15 protein-coding genes are annotated in these 13,513 nt (G+C 62.4%); 5 read left to right on the forward strand and 10 right to left on the reverse strand.

Annotated features, from left to right (window positions below):
- The first annotated feature begins 119 nt into the window (after nt 1-119).
- Together K5K89_RS06065 and K5K89_RS06070 are read left to right on the forward strand one after the other, a co-directional pair.
- Nucleotides 120-779, forward strand: a complete 660-nt coding sequence (locus tag K5K89_RS06065; RefSeq protein WP_071488592.1) for a FadR/GntR family transcriptional regulator — start codon at nt 120-122, stop codon at nt 777-779.
- Nucleotides 769-2,034, forward strand: coding sequence for a CynX/NimT family MFS transporter (locus K5K89_RS06070; protein WP_071488593.1), 1,266 nt, complete (start codon nt 769-771; stop codon nt 2,032-2,034). The genes K5K89_RS06065 and K5K89_RS06070 overlap by 11 nt, the downstream gene beginning before the upstream one ends.
- Nucleotides 2,035-2,088: 54 nt before the next feature.
- Here the strand turns inward: K5K89_RS06070 and K5K89_RS06075 are convergent, their stop codons facing one another.
- The 9 genes from K5K89_RS06075 to K5K89_RS06115 all read right to left on the reverse strand — a co-directional run bounded on the left by K5K89_RS06075 (nt 2,089) and on the right by K5K89_RS06115 (nt 10,464).
- The gene (locus K5K89_RS06075) at nt 2,089-2,739 is read right to left on the reverse strand and encodes a DUF1120 domain-containing protein (RefSeq protein WP_222541027.1); all 651 of its coding nucleotides are present in this window, start codon (nt 2,737-2,739) and stop codon (nt 2,089-2,091) included.
- Nucleotides 2,740-2,749: 10 nt separating this feature from the next.
- On the reverse strand, nt 2,750-3,370 hold the full coding sequence (locus tag K5K89_RS06080) for a DUF1120 domain-containing protein (RefSeq protein ID WP_071488595.1): 621 nt from the start codon (nt 3,368-3,370) through the stop codon (nt 2,750-2,752).
- A 10-nt stretch (nt 3,371-3,380) separates the two neighbouring features.
- A complete protein-coding gene (locus K5K89_RS06085; RefSeq protein WP_222541028.1) occupies nt 3,381-4,508 on the reverse strand; it encodes a DUF1120 domain-containing protein in 1,128 nt (375 codons plus the stop codon).
- Nucleotides 4,509-4,519: 11 nt separating this feature from the next.
- Nucleotides 4,520-6,982, reverse strand: a complete 2,463-nt coding sequence (locus tag K5K89_RS06090) for a fimbria/pilus outer membrane usher protein (protein ID WP_071488597.1) — start codon at nt 6,980-6,982, stop codon at nt 4,520-4,522.
- An 81-nt stretch (nt 6,983-7,063) separates the two neighbouring features.
- The gene (locus K5K89_RS06095; protein ID WP_222541029.1) at nt 7,064-7,801 is read right to left on the reverse strand and encodes a fimbria/pilus chaperone family protein; all 738 of its coding nucleotides are present in this window, start codon (nt 7,799-7,801) and stop codon (nt 7,064-7,066) included.
- 2 nt (nt 7,802-7,803) lie between these two features.
- On the reverse strand, nt 7,804-8,433 hold the full coding sequence (locus tag K5K89_RS06100) for a DUF1120 domain-containing protein (protein ID WP_222541030.1): 630 nt from the start codon (nt 8,431-8,433) through the stop codon (nt 7,804-7,806).
- An 87-nt stretch (nt 8,434-8,520) separates the two neighbouring features.
- Entirely contained in the window at nt 8,521-9,144 is a 624-nt protein-coding gene (locus K5K89_RS06105; RefSeq protein ID WP_071488600.1) for a DUF1120 domain-containing protein, read from the reverse strand.
- Between the two features lie 36 nt (nt 9,145-9,180).
- A complete protein-coding gene (locus K5K89_RS06110; RefSeq protein WP_222541031.1) occupies nt 9,181-9,804 on the reverse strand; it encodes a DUF1120 domain-containing protein in 624 nt (207 codons plus the stop codon).
- 33 nt (nt 9,805-9,837) lie between these two features.
- Nucleotides 9,838-10,464, reverse strand: a complete 627-nt coding sequence (locus tag K5K89_RS06115; RefSeq protein ID WP_071488602.1) for a DUF1120 domain-containing protein — start codon at nt 10,462-10,464, stop codon at nt 9,838-9,840.
- 448 nt (nt 10,465-10,912) lie between these two features.
- On the opposite strand from K5K89_RS06115, the gene K5K89_RS06120 reads away from it, so the two are divergent.
- Complete coding sequence (locus tag K5K89_RS06120; RefSeq protein ID WP_071488603.1) at nt 10,913-11,734, forward strand: response regulator; 822 nt, start codon at nt 10,913-10,915, stop codon at nt 11,732-11,734.
- Between the two features lie 196 nt (nt 11,735-11,930).
- Nucleotides 11,931-12,563 (forward strand): response regulator transcription factor, encoded by a 633-nt coding sequence (locus K5K89_RS06125; RefSeq protein ID WP_071488604.1) that lies wholly within the window; start codon nt 11,931-11,933, stop codon nt 12,561-12,563.
- A 156-nt stretch (nt 12,564-12,719) separates the two neighbouring features.
- On the opposite strand, the gene K5K89_RS28605 is transcribed toward K5K89_RS06125, so the two are convergent.
- Nucleotides 12,720-12,962 (reverse strand): hypothetical protein, encoded by a 243-nt coding sequence (locus K5K89_RS28605; protein WP_231999551.1) that lies wholly within the window; start codon nt 12,960-12,962, stop codon nt 12,720-12,722.
- Between K5K89_RS28605 and K5K89_RS06130 the strand changes: the two genes are divergently transcribed.
- Entirely contained in the window at nt 12,937-13,422 is a 486-nt protein-coding gene (locus K5K89_RS06130) for a hypothetical protein (RefSeq protein WP_261401110.1), read from the forward strand. The genes K5K89_RS28605 and K5K89_RS06130 overlap by 26 nt on opposite strands.
- The last annotated feature ends 91 nt before the right edge of the window (nt 13,423-13,513 follow it).

Genomic DNA, 13,513 nt, shown 5'->3' on the forward strand with positions numbered 1-13,513 from the left:
TACCAATCGAAAATACTGCTCCTTTACCTGCCTAAGAACCGTAGTGCGTTGCCTTTGTAGGTAAGTCCGAATAGGCTGTAGGAAAATTCATCCTATGATTGGACGAAAGCGCGGAGCCCATGACAGACATCGCCCCTTTGATCAAACGCTCCCTGGTCGACCAGGCCCTGGAGCAGTTGCGCCTGCGCATCACTGAAGGCCGGTGGGCCATCGGTGAGCGCCTGCCCACCGAGCCCGAGCTGTCCGCCGAATTGGGTATCAGCCGCAATACCGTGCGCGAGGCCATGCGCGTATTGGCGTTCTCCGGCTTGATTGAAATCCGCCAGGGCGATGGCAGTTACCTGCGCTCGATGACCGATCCGCTGGGCACGATGCGGGCGCTATCCCACTGCACCCTGGAGCAGGCGCAGGAGACGCGGCAGATTCTTGAAGTGGAAGCCATCGGGTTGGCGGCCATGCGCCGTACCGAACAAGACCTCATCGCCTTGCGCGAAGCCCTTGACACCAGTGGCAAGCTGTATCACGGCGACCTTGAGGCCTATATCAGCGCTGACCTGGTGTTCCACAAGCACCTGGTGGACGCCGCGCACAATCCGGCACTCAGCGAGCTGTACCAGTATTTCTCGCGCATCGTTGCCGCCCAGTTGCGCCAGACCCTGAACATTTCACCGCGTCGCCAAGCGGTGTTCGACCTGCACACCGCCTTGCTCGACGCCGTGGAACAGCAAAACCCTGAACGCGCCAAATCCCTCTGTCGGCAGTTGATCAATGAGCCTTGAAACCCAGCGCAAAACCGAATTCGAAGAACTGCTGATCGACGCCGAAGCCGATGACGAGGTGGTGCAGCACACGCCACCGCTGGTGAGCCGCCCATGGTTGTTGCTGCTGGGCCTGGTGCTGGTGGCACTGAACCTGCGTCCGGCACTGTCGAGCATGGCGCCGTTGCTGGCCGACGTTTCCGCCAGCCTGGGGCTGTCGGCAGCCCGGGCCGGTTTGCTGACCACGTTGCCGGTGTTGTGCCTGGGCCTGTTCGCGCCGACCGCTCCGCTGCTGGCGCGCCGCTTCGGCGCCGAACGGGTGGTGCTGGGCATCCTCCTGGCCCTGGCCGCCGGCATCATCCTGCGCAGTTCATTTGGCGAAGCCGGGCTGTTCGTCGGCAGCCTGATCGCCGGAGCGAGTATCGGCATCATCGGCGTACTGTTGCCGGGGATCGTCAAGCGTGATTTCCCCCGGCAGGCGGGCACCATGACCGGCGTCTACACCATGGCCCTGTGCCTGGGGGCGGCATTGGCAGCTGGCGCTTCGGTGCCCCTGAGCCATTACTTCGGCGACAGCTGGAGCATCGGCCTGGGGTTCTGGGTCTTGCCGGCATTGGTAGCGGCACTGGCCTGGTTGCCGCAGGTCGGGCACAAGCACGGCGCGCACCACGTGGCCTATCGCGTGAAGGGCTTGTTGCGCGACCGGCTGGCCTGGCAGGTGACGTTGTACATGGGCCTGCAATCGTCCTTGGCCTATATCGTGTTCGGCTGGTTGCCGTCGATTCTGATTGGTCGTGGCCTGAGCGCCACTGAGGCCGGGTTGGCGCTCTCGGGTTCGATCATCGTGCAGCTGTTCAGCTCGCTGGCGGCACCGTGGTTGGCGACGCGGGGCAAGGATCAACGGCTGGCGATTGTGGTGGTGATGCTGCTCACCCTCGGCGGCCTGTTCGGTTGCCTGTACGCGCCGCTCGACGGCTTGTGGGGCTGGGCGATCCTGCTGGGCCTGGGCCAGGGCGGCACCTTCAGCCTGGCGCTGACCTTGATCGTGTTGCGCTCGCGGGATTCCCACGTGGCCGCCAACCTGTCGAGCATGGCGCAAGGCTTTGGCTACACACTGGCGTCCATGGGGCCATTGGCGGTGGGTGTGCTGCATGACTGGACCGGCGGCTGGGGCGCCACCGGCTGGGTGTTCGCTGTGATCGGCCTGGGGGCAATCATCACAGGGCTCGGCGCCGGCCGAGCACGCTATGTTGGCGTGCTCAGCGAGCGGGTTTGATCTGCGGCCTCGACGTAGCGCAGGGGCTACGTCGCACAGTCACTCAGGCACGGCCTACAGGTACACCACTTCCAGCGTCGCGGAGCCATCCATCGGCGTTTCCACACTCAGGTCGAGGTTCTGCTTGGCGTTGATCACGGCTTCCAGGGTCAGGGTGCTGGTCAGGTTCTGGATCGCTGATGGGCCGGCGGTGCTGCCAGCCACATCGGTAAAGCCCAGCAGGCTCCTGGAGCCGATATCGATGGGGTTGCTGTTGGATGTACGCCACGCCACCCCACCCGTGGTCGACTCGGTGCCATAAGTCACCGGCAAAGCATCGGCCACCGTTTGCTTGGGATCGAATTTCACCGAGTACACGCCAATCTTGTTACCCGCGCTGTCCAGGCCCAGGCCGTAGTAAATCTCGCTGTTGACGTGAGCCGAGCCGTCGCGGTTGTCGTGCATGCGCAGGGCATAGCGACCGGGGGCGTTGCAACTGACGGTCAGGGTCAGTGACTTGAGCGGCAGCCGGGTGCCCGTGGCCTGGTTGAGGTCCTGTTGGGAGATCTTGCCGAAGTCGATCAACCCACCGCCGGAAAACGCCGGGGTGCAGGCCATGGGGGTGATCAGGCCACCCACGGTCAGTTCCACCGTGGACGCGGCCTGGGCGGTTGAAATACTGGCCAGCCAGGCAAGGGCGGCCACGCGAATCAGTGAGGTTTTCATGGTTCAGCTCCTATAAGTACTTGATGGTCAGGGTCACCGAGCCTTCGAAGGGCACTTCTTCGCTCAGTGGCAGGGTGTTGGCGGGGGCGAGGGCTGGTGCGACGTGCAGTTGGGCGGTCAGTTGCTGCACAGGTGCTGGAGCGAATACGTCTTTTGGGGCAAATGCGGTGAGGAAGTGGTGCGATAGAATGCTCGTGGGTGACCAGGACGAGGACGCCGTCGAGCCAATCGGTATCATCTCAACGCCGTCGGCCAACACGGTATCGAGGGTCAGCAGCAGGAAGCCGAGCTTGGCGTTATTGCCGGTCAGCCCCAGGCCGAATGAGTTGGGTGAATCGTTGTAACTCGAGCCGAGGCGATTGTCCCGGGGCTCAAGGGCCAGCAGCGTCATGGCTTCACAGGTGATTGCCAGTTGCAGGCTGGTGGCGGGCAATAGGGTGGGCCGATCGCTGTTCAAGTCTTTGGCGGCTATCTTGCCCAAGTCATACACGCCGCCATCGGACAGGCTGGGCGCGCAGGCGCTGGGCGTGATCCGGCCGCTGACGTTCAGCTCGACGGTTGAAGCGGCCTGGGCCTGCAGCACGTGGCTCAGGCACACGCAGGCGACCAGTCGGATCAGTATCGTTTTCATGGTTGAGTTCCTATAAGTAATGAATTTCGAGCGTGGCCGAGCCGTCGAGGCGAACCTCATTGCCCAGATCCAGCGATTCCAGTGGGGCGACCGTCGCCTCCAGGCTCAGCGTGGCGTTGAGGTGTTGAATGGCGCTGGGCCCGCCGGTACTGCCCGATGTGCTGCTGAAACCCAGGTAACGAATGGCCCCCACCGCCGTGATACGCGCACTGGCGCTGCTCCAGGGCAGGCCGCCGGTGCTGGAATCGGTGCTGAAGACTTGGGCGAAGTTGTCGGCGCTGATGAGGGCCGGGTCGAACAGCAGGCGGTAGCGCCCGATTTTCTGACGGCTGGCGTCCAGGCCCAGTCCGTAAGTGGTTTCATCACCGGCACCGGTTGCCGAACCCTGGCGGTTGTCCTGCATGCGCACGGCGAAGGCTGTCGGCGCATCGCACGTTACGCTGAGGGACAACGCGCGTGGCGCCAGGGGCGTGTCCTTGTCGTTGGACAGGTCGCTGACCGACAACTTGCCCAGCTCCACATGGCCGCCGTTGGACAGGGTGGGGGTGCACGCCGCCGGTGCAAAACGTGCCTGCCAACGCAATTCCCGCGAATGGTCGACGGCGAGGGCGTCGAACAACCCCGCAGTGTCCCAGCTGACCGCGTCGCGTACCCGGACGGCGTCCTCGCTGGCCCAGGCACTGGCGTCCAGTTGCAGCGACAGGTTACGCCCGGTCACCGCCACGCCACCGCGCATCGGCACCACGCCGTGGTCGGGCTGCCAGCTCAGCCGAGCGCTGACTGCGGACGGCGCTTGCCCCGGACCCGCGATCAAACCGAGTTCGACCGCCTGGCCGTCCAGCACTGCCTCACGCACTTGCAAGCCGTAACTGCCGAGTTCGGTAAAGCGGAACCGCCCCGGCCCCGCCGCCAGCCCACGATAAAACACACTCATGTCGGTGGGCCGCGGGCAGTTCAACGTCAGGCTCAGTTGTCGCTCTCCCAGCAGGCGCTCGGGGGCGGGCACCAATGCCACGGCGCGGTTCATCAAACCAAAGTCCACGTGCGTCTGGCTGAGGTTGAGTTGGCATTCGTCGGCGGCCAGGGCATGGGCGCCGAACAGGGCGCCCATGACGTACAAGACAGGTTTCAGGCCCATGGTCACAGTCCTCATGGCTGGTGGCACCGGGCGGGTGCGGTTTCGTAATACACCTCGGGGTCGACGTCGTCCGCCAATTCGTAGCTCAGGCGGCAACGCGCCTGGCCGGGGGCCTTGATCCACAGCGGACGCGGGTTGAGCACGTCGGGCAGGAACACTTTGCTGTCTTCCTGCACCAGAGTGATGAATTCACCGTCGGCGGTGCTCACGGTCGCGCCGCGCGGCAACGGCTGACCGTTGTCGGTGGTCACGTTCAATAGCGCGCGCCGGGTGAGGGCGACGCCGAATTCAACCTTGTCCACCGCGCCGCGCCCGGCGGAAATCACCGCCAGGCCATTGTGGATATCAGCGTTGCGCGGCAGTGAGCGCGTCTGCACTTCCACCGGGCTGCGGCCGTAGGCGTTGAGTTGCGACACCACGGCCTGGCCTTGCCAGTCGGTCCACACCGGGCCGCTGGGCGTCGTCACCTTGATCCCCGCCATCTCGCCCACCGACATCACGGCAAAGGTGTCGCGCACCGGATAGGGCGAGAAGGTCACGCCGTCGCCATGCACCACCACGCCGCCACGGGCGCCGCCCTGGTAACTGGAGTGCTCGTCGTTGCTGCGGGTGTAGTTGAAGTCCAGTTGGCTGTACCACGGCAGCGCCGACACGCCGATCGAAGACTCCACCTCGCGGTCGCGGCTGTCATGCTCCACGCCCACGCGGTAACTCAACTGGTCGTTGAGTTGCTCGTTCAACCCCACGCCCAGGCGATGCTCACCGCCGGCCCTGCGCGCCCAAGTGCGGGCGCGGCGGTTTTCACCCAGCGGCAGGCTGATGTTCAGGTAAACGCTGTCATCGTTTTGCTGGCGGCCGCCCACCTGCCATTCGGCACTGGCGGACACCGACACCCGGCCAAAACTGGTGCCCCAGGACGCCAACGCGCGGCTGCTGCTTTCACCGTTGTAAGCCGCAGTGCGTGACACCCCGGCACTGAACGCTCCCAGTGCGGGATGCGCCCAGGACGCGGTGAGGCTTTGCTGGTCGCGATAGCGCGAGCGCTGTTGGTCGCGACTGTTGCCGACGAAGGTCGAGTCCTCGAGGTCGCGATAGCCCTGGGAGCGCCATGAGCCGGCGGTAGTCACCGACCAGTTTTCACTGAAACGCTGGGACCAGGACACGTCCGTCTGGACGCCACGCTCACGCCCATCGTGGCTGGCCTGGGCCGCTTGCGCCGAGACCTGCAATTGACTGTCCTGCCAGGGCAGCCACCCCAGGCTGACGCCCGCCGAATGGTAGTCATCGGCGACCAATGCGCCGCCACCCAGGCTGACTTGCGGGTGTACCGCACCGCTCCAGCCCGCGCTGACCACCCAGGGCTCAGTGCCGTCACTGTCGCCAATTTTTCTCACGCGTCCCGCCGCCACGGAATAACCCGGCGCCGGCAGGCCCAGGCCGAGCATGGCTGCGGGCACCGTAAAGCGGCGTTCTTCGCCAGTGGTTTCCTTGACCGTAACCTCCACGTCTGAGCGGCTGTTCAAACGGCGTACATCCGTCAGCGCGAACGGCCCGGCCGGCACCACGGTGGAGTGAATCAGTGCACCGTTCTGGCGGACTTCCACCTGGGCCGGGCTGTTGGCGATGCCGTTGATCGTCGCGCCCTGATTCTGGTCTTGCAGTGCTGTTTCGGTCAGCACTTGGGCGCCGGTGATCTGCGTGCCCGCCAGCACCGGGTTGTAGAGGCTGATCTGGCCGGCCTGGAACACTGCCTGTTGCTCGGCAAAGGTGCGCTGGGCATAGGCATCCAGATGAGCGGTGCGTGAACGGCTGTCTTGCCAGGTCTTGACCTGGCGGCTGCGTACGATCCAGTCGCCGGCGTTGAAGCCGACTTCGGTGTTGGCTGAGCCGAAGCGGCTGGTGTTGTCGCCGAACTCGTTGTGCAGGCCCGTGAGGTCATAGTTGAGCAGGCCGGCAAAACCACCGGTCTGGTAGCCGGAGATATCCTGCCGGGCGGGGCGCAGTGCGTCGGTCGGTACCACCAGGGCCAGGCTCAGGCTGGCCGGGTCTTGCTCGATGACAGTTTGTCGGTAGCGCTCGAGGAAACGATGGCAGCCTGGGGTCTCGACTTCATCGGGCACTATCAGGTTGGCCGCATCCAGCAGGGCCCGGCTGAAGCAGAGACTGCCCTGGTGGTCGAATTCCACATCCACCCGACCACGGCGTTGGCCGTTGACGCTCAGGTTGACGGCATGCCGGCCCGCGGTAAAACGGGGCGTTTGCAGGAGCAGGTTGGCCAACTCCGGATCGATGCCGCGATGGGACAAAGTTTGGGGGTCGAAGGCGCCGGCAATCAGGTTGTCGCTCGCCCAAGCTGCCTCGTATGGCAGTGAACCACCCAGGGTCAGCGCCAGCCCTGCCAATAAGGTGTGCGCGCGGCGTGGTGAAACGGCGGGCACGGCTTGGCCGCGACGGTCAGTCATTACTGTGCTCACAAGGTCACTCTCAGCTGTGGGTGGCCTGCTGACTCTGCGGTTCAGTCAGGCCCTTCGGTGGCGTTGGCAGGCCACTCTTTTTTATAGGGTGATCGGTGCTTCATAAGGCGCCACGGCAAAGCCATACACCGTGGCCGGTTGCAGTTGCACGCGACTCGCGCCGCCGCCGGTGACCGTCACGCGCAGGGTCTCACCGGGCAGCACGTAGGTGCGCGGCAGCAAGGCCGAACCGTCGCCGGGCAACAAACGCAGCTCCTGAGCCAGGCGTACCACATAGGCCGTGGGGTTGCTGACGCTCAATTGGTTGTTCTGCAGGCGCCACTCCAGTCCGGTCCAGGGCGTGCGGTTGGGGGGCAGGCCCTTGGGGTGCAGAATCACCGGCAGGTTCTGGCGCACCGTCACGCCCACCCGTGCGTGCCCGGCCTGGGCCGCCGAACGGCCTTGGGGCATGCCTTCGAATATCACCCGTTTCAGGCGCTGGGTTTTCAGCGGTTCCGGCGATTGCAGAATGAAGCGGATCAGTTGGCTCTTGTTCGGTTCCACTCGGGCCAGGGGCGGGGTCACGAACAACAGTGAGGCTTTGTCCTCGGGGATGTCTTCAAGGGTCACGTGCAGCAGCGCCAACTTGTCGTCGGTATTGGTCACGGACACCGAGGCTTCGCCGTCCGCCTCGTTGACGATGACCACCGAGGTGTCGGGCACCATGCCGTCGGCCAGCACCCACGAGGGACCGCCGAACGTCAGGGCCAGTGCGCCGAGGTAGAGGCCGGCGTAGCGAATGGCGGTGAAGGCGCGGGTTGAAAAGGGAAGGGGGGGCATGGCTACAGATACCTCAGGTCAAGCACGATGGAACCGTCCAGGGGGACTTCCTGCTTGAGGGTCAAATAGGCGGCCGCGTTGATCGACGTATTGACTTGCAAGGTGGCCGCGATCTGGCGGTGGGGTTCCGGCACCAACGTACCGGGGTGAGCGAACCCCATGTAATTGTTCGGGTAGGCATTGCTTTCCGGGAACCAGGTCAGTCCCTGATTGCTGGACGCCAGCACCAATACGCGCTCGCCGTCGCCCATCACGTCGCGAAAGGCAATGGACACGGTGCCGAGTCGTTCAGTGGGGGCGTGGACGTTATGGCCCAGGCCATAGTAAAAACCCGGGCCCAGGGATGAATCGGCGCGGTTGTCCAAGCCCACCAACACAAACAGCACCGACTCGTTGCAGCTCACATTCAAGTCCAGGGCCTGGGTGGGCAAGACACTGAACTCGTATTGGTTGAGACTGCGTGCCGGCACTAATCCGTGGTCGACGATGCCATTGTCCGACAGTGTCGGTGTACACGCGCTGGGGGTGATTATCCCGGTCACATTCAATTCGGTACTGGAGGCCGCCAACGCTGCGGGCCCGCTACACAGCAGGCAAAGCATGGCAAGAAGGCGTGAAGAGGTGTGCTTCATGGGGAGGTTCACCGGTTGCCTGGTTCTTCGTTTCAGTGCAGGACACAGGCAGGTCTCATGACCTGCCTGTGTGCGTTTCGAGTGGGCTTAGAGGTAGCGCACCGTCACGGTCACCGAACCGTCGATGGCCACCTCGTTGGTCAGCGTCAATTGGCTGGAAGGGGCGATCTTGGGGCTGACAATCAGGTCCGAGGTCAACACTTGAACAGGGATGGGCGTGGCGACGGCGGTGTCGGCTACCGAGATCAGGTTGTCGGGCGTCAAGCTGCGCTCATTGACCCAGGTCACGCCGCCGTCGACGGAGGCGATCGTCCGCCCCTCCACGCCATCGGCAATCGGCGTGTTCAGGCTCAGGCCCATGGCCCCGAGCTTCTGTGTACCGTTGACCAGGCCCAGGCCGAATTCGCTGATGTCGCCGCCATAGTTCGAGCCGGCACGGTTGTCATCGGCGTCCAGGGCCATGAGGGTAGCCGCGTCACAGGTGACGGTCAGTTGTACGGTTTGCTCGGTGAGGGGCGTTACTTGGTCGACATTCAAATCCTTGGCGGAAATCTTGCCGTAGTCCACAGACCCGCTATTGGACAGGGCTGGAGTGCAGGCACTGGGGGTGATCAGGCCCTTGACGGTGAGATCGACGCTGGAGGCCGCGAAGGCGCTGGTGCCACCGGCCAGCAGTACGGTGGCGAACAGGGTATTCAAGGAAAGTTTCATGGTCAGGCTCCATATAAAGGACAAGGGAAAAAAGGGTTACCAGTACTTGAGTTGCAACGTGGCACTGCCATCGATCGGCAGCTCGTCCAGCAGGGTCAGGTCGCGGGCCGGGGCGATGATGGTGAAGGCCCGCAGGCGAGCGCTGAGGTCGGTGATGGCAATCGGGGTATAGGGGGCGCCCGCGGCGGCGAAGGCGGTGAGTGCGGCGTGCCCCAGGTAGGACGACGGCCCCCAGCTGGCACCGCCGTCCCGCGACATGATGGCCTGTACCGGCATCGCGTCCGCCACGGGCTCGAACAGCCCGAGCGCGACGCTGCCCAGCATCTGGTCATCGTTGACCACTCCCAGCCCGTGGAACACCGGGTTGATGGCTGACGTTCCGCCACGGTTATCGACGGTGGTCAGGGTGAAATGCGTGGCGCCCTCGCAATGCACATCCAGTTGCATTTCACCGGGGAGCAAACGGGTCGGCAGATCGATGTCCAGATCCCGACCGGTCAACTTGCCATGATCGACGACGCCCTCATTGGACAGGCTGGGGGTGCATGAGCTAGGCGTAATGGTGCCCGAGACACTCAGGTCGGTAGTGCTGGCTGCGAAAGCTGCGGGGGCACAGACACTCAGCAATAGGGCAAGTGTGGCGCAGGTTCTTCTGTCCATCGGCACGGGTCCTTGTGAAGAGAAAAGAGGGGATTACAGGTAACGCATTTCCAAGGTGGCGGAACCGGTGAGAGGCTGCTCCTCGGTCAAAGTCAGGCCGCGGGTGGCGGCAATGTATCCGTAGATGAGCAGGTTGCTGGTCAAGTTGCGGATCGGAACCGGTGCCCAGGCCCCGCCTGAGTCATCGCCGAAACCGGCGAGTCGACCACGGATCCACAACGCGTTCGGCGAGCTCTGGATCCAGGTGACACCGTTGTCTCGTGAGGACAGGGTGGAGATCGGCAGACCTTCGGCGGTGGAGCTGTTCAGCCCCAGGTGGTAAGCACCGATGGAGCGGTTCTGGTTGATCACCCCCAGGCCGAAGGAGGTATCGCCGCCGCCTACACTATTCTCGACGGCATGGAATACATACAACGTCGCGGCGTCGCATTCCACGCTCAGTTGCAGGTTGGCGGTCGGCAAGAGCGTGGCGCTTTCCACGTAGAGGTCGGCAAACGCTATCTTGCCGTAGTCGACAACCCCGCCTGCGCTGAGGGTTGGTGTGCAGGCGTTTGGGGTGATCACACCTGTGACGTTCAAGTCGATACTGCTGGCAGCCAGCGCAGGTGTAGCGGCTGCCATCAGTAAAGTGGTGAGAAGCAGGGAATGTGGGGCTTTCATTTGAACAACGTATTCCTGGCAAAGTGTTGGCACGGAGGGCAGACAAGTGGCACGGGCGGGGCGCTGGCGTCGCAGGGTCAGGATGTTTTTCACAAGCGACGCCGCGCCTTCTATTGCCTTGAGCCGGGACACATTTAACGCCCGTGGCCCAGGGGGGAGGAATGCAACAATTACGATAATGGGTCTGCCTGACAAACCTGCCTTGATGCTGGAAACAACTGATGTGCTTGTAAGAAAAATTGCTTAGTCGTAGTTGTTGTATCGATCAAACACATTCATTCGGATATTTTTCGCGCTCTTTGAATCCGCACAGCCTGTTTTTTGTACAGGTCTGAATGTATTTGCGCGAAAAGTTCGAGTGAAATCGTCCGACAGGTCATTGACCTTTCGAACGTCTCCCTGCGCCGGGTGCCAGCCTGGTGAGCTGATCGCTCTGCATGAGGTTGTTATGCCGGGCAACGAGCCACGTCGTCATCCACCCAAGGTTTTGCATTCGGTTGACTCACCGGCCTATTGGCAACAAGCCAGGGTGCTGGTGGTCGATGACCATGCCACCTATCGGCTGCTGGTGGGCTCGCTGCTCCAAGTGCTTGGCGTCAGCCACGAAACCTGTGGCGACGGGCGCATGGCCTTGCAGGCCCTGGCTTCGCGTCACTTTGACTTGGTCATCAGCGACTGCCGCATGCCGGTCATGGATGGCTATGCCATGACGCGTGAATGGCGCCGACGCGAGCGCATTACGGGAAAGCCGGGGATTCCCATCATCGCCATGACCGGGCGCCTGGGGCTCGAAGAGGTTCAGCGTTGCCTGGGATGTGGCATGGATGGGTGGCTGGTCAAACCCATCGGCCTGTGGCAGTTGCGCGAGCTACTCACCGAGTGGCTGGCGCCGGCGCCGATGCACGCTGCGCAAGTGCGCGTGCAGCCGGCGAGGCGCCGGCGCGAACAGTTGCCTTCCCGGGCCAGCCTCACTGCCACCTTTGGTTCATGGGCGGTGGTAGAGACGATGCTCGCAAGCCTGGCGCGAGAGGCCCGGGAAGATCTGGCTATGCTGGTGCAGGCGCGTATCAGCGGGGACGCCGTGCTGACCTCGCAACGCTTGCATCGCCTGGCGGGCAGCGTGGCGTTTCTGGGGGCAACGCGACTGGAACAACACGCCGCTGTGTTGATTGACCGCGTGCAGGCCAGCGGAGTGGAGGTGAATCGGCAGGCACTGGAGCTGTTTCATCGCGAAGTCGAACGTTATCTGTTGCGCTTACATAAACTATGAGTTCAGGTAATTGTAGGATTTTTCATGTTTGAATCGTAGGAGTTGTCTGTATGTAATTTCCTTTTATCATGTGGGCTAAGTGTCGCTCTCCAGTAACCATGGGGAGTGGGTAAACCCGTCCAGTTATTTCAGGTTGTTACATAGGACTGGGCGCGCTATTTTGCATATATTCAAATTGCCATCATGGGTAGCGACGATGATTCGCATAATTATTGCTGACGATCACCCCATCGTGCGTATCGGGCAGAAAGTGGTAATCGAAGCCAGTGGTAAGTGCAAAGTCGTAGGGGAGGCCAATGGTCCGGATGAATTGCTGGCGCTGGTGAACAGTACCGCTTGCGACGCCATCGTGACCGACTTTGCCATGCCGGGCGATCAACAGGCGGATGGTTACGGACTGCTGGGTTTGTTGCACCGGCAATACCCCAGGTTGCCGGTGATCCTGGTGACCATGTTCGCCAATGTGGTCACTTTGAGGGAGGCGTTCGCCCATGGTGCACGGGCGATCGTGGCCAAGAGCGCGTCTGCCAGAGAGTTGCCCTTGGCGCTGCGGGCAGTGGTCGAGGGGCGTACGTTCGTCAGTGAGTGCCTGCGCCTGCAGATGGAGCAGACCGAACTGGCGCATCCGTCCCAGCCACAGCTGTCGGGCAAGGAGAGAGAGGTGGTGAGAATGCTTGCCAGCGGCATGACCGTCAGCCAGATCGCCGCGCGGGTCAACCGCAGCATCTCGACCATCAGCAAGCAAAAGAGTACAGCCATGCAGCGGTTATGCATTTCCACCGATGTGGATCTATTCACCTATGCGCGGCAAAGCGGCATGGTGCCTTAGTTGTAATGCATTGCGAGAAAGTTTCAGTTTTATTGCGCGGTTCAAGAGGGCGATTCGTATTACTTGTATGGGGCATTAGTGTGGGGCGGGTTAGTGTGTGCTTATGTACCCGGCAGCGATAAGTCGGCGGCATAACTACTTATGTCCAACACTGAGTCAGGCAGGGGCGGGTGTCTTGTTATGCGACAGGACAAGCGTTTCTGTTTTGCCTTGAATGCGAGCACTCGAATTGATGAAACAATCACTTTCCCTTGTTACCAGCGCGTTTTTATTGATGGGCGCGTCGAACTTGTTTGCGGCCTCCAGCATAGACCTGAGGGTCGTGGGTGCCTTGACGCCTTCCGCCTGCACGCCTGCTTTGTCCGGCGGCGGTATGGTGGACCACGGCAAGATTTCCATGAGCGATTTTCCCGGTGACGCCTACCTGCCTGAGGTCACGTTGGCGTTGAGTGTCAATTGCGAAGCGTCAACGTTGATGGCGGTCATGGCCACTGACAATCGCCCCGGCACTGCGTGGTATGGCTACGACACTGATAGGGCATTTGGCTTGGGGCTTTACAATAGCCGACGGTTGGGTGGGTATCAGTTCCTTGTGAAAAACGTCCAGGCGGACGGTGCAGCGGCACCGGCGATTGAATCCGTGGATGGAAAAACCTGGTTTCCCGCGCCCGAAGACCAAACCTGGCAGGTGGGCTGGATGCGTTCGGTGGGGGCGGTCGGCGAAGCTGACGCGCTGCCGGTACCTGTCCAGAGCCTGGCGATGGAAGTATTGATCCAGACCCGTGTCAGGAAGCCTACGGGCGCTACCGAGGAAGTCCCTTTGGACGGCAGCGCCACCCTGGATATCGTTTACCTCTGACGCACCCTCGCTTATCCACCGAGTGAAAGAACATGGTGTTTCCAGGCGCCGCGGATTATCGTGCTGGCCTTATGCCGATAACCGCGGAGCC

Source organism: Pseudomonas sp. DR208, from assembly GCF_019823005.1.
Taxonomy (GTDB): domain Bacteria; phylum Pseudomonadota; class Gammaproteobacteria; order Pseudomonadales; family Pseudomonadaceae; genus Aquipseudomonas; species Aquipseudomonas extremorientalis.

Bases quoted from the DNA above. Each gene is read 5' to 3' on its own strand.
- K5K89_RS06065 (WP_071488592.1), top strand. From the start codon at position 120: ATGACAGACATCGCCCCTTTGATCAAACGCTCCCTGGTCGACCAGGCC.
- K5K89_RS06070 (WP_071488593.1), top strand. From the start codon at position 769: ATGAGCCTTGAAACCCAGCGCAAAACCGAATTCGAAGAACTGCTGATC.
- K5K89_RS06075 (WP_222541027.1), bottom strand. From the start codon at position 2,739: ATGAAAACCTCACTGATTCGCGTGGCCGCCCTTGCCTGGCTGGCCAGT.
- K5K89_RS06080 (WP_071488595.1), bottom strand. From the start codon at position 3,370: ATGAAAACGATACTGATCCGACTGGTCGCCTGCGTGTGCCTGAGCCAC.
- K5K89_RS06085 (WP_222541028.1), bottom strand. From the start codon at position 4,508: ATGGGCCTGAAACCTGTCTTGTACGTCATGGGCGCCCTGTTCGGCGCC.
- K5K89_RS06095 (WP_222541029.1), bottom strand. From the start codon at position 7,801: ATGCCCCCCCTTCCCTTTTCAACCCGCGCCTTCACCGCCATTCGCTAC.
- K5K89_RS06100 (WP_222541030.1), bottom strand. From the start codon at position 8,433: ATGAAGCACACCTCTTCACGCCTTCTTGCCATGCTTTGCCTGCTGTGT.
- K5K89_RS06105 (WP_071488600.1), bottom strand. From the start codon at position 9,144: ATGAAACTTTCCTTGAATACCCTGTTCGCCACCGTACTGCTGGCCGGT.
- K5K89_RS06110 (WP_222541031.1), bottom strand. From the start codon at position 9,804: ATGGACAGAAGAACCTGCGCCACACTTGCCCTATTGCTGAGTGTCTGT.
- K5K89_RS06115 (WP_071488602.1), bottom strand. From the start codon at position 10,464: ATGAAAGCCCCACATTCCCTGCTTCTCACCACTTTACTGATGGCAGCC.
- K5K89_RS06120 (WP_071488603.1), top strand. From the start codon at position 10,913: ATGCCGGGCAACGAGCCACGTCGTCATCCACCCAAGGTTTTGCATTCG.
- K5K89_RS06125 (WP_071488604.1), top strand. From the start codon at position 11,931: ATGATTCGCATAATTATTGCTGACGATCACCCCATCGTGCGTATCGGG.
- K5K89_RS06130 (WP_261401110.1), top strand. From the start codon at position 12,937: ATGGTGGACCACGGCAAGATTTCCATGAGCGATTTTCCCGGTGACGCC.
- K5K89_RS28605 (WP_231999551.1), bottom strand. From the start codon at position 12,962: ATGGAAATCTTGCCGTGGTCCACCATACCGCCGCCGGACAAAGCAGGC.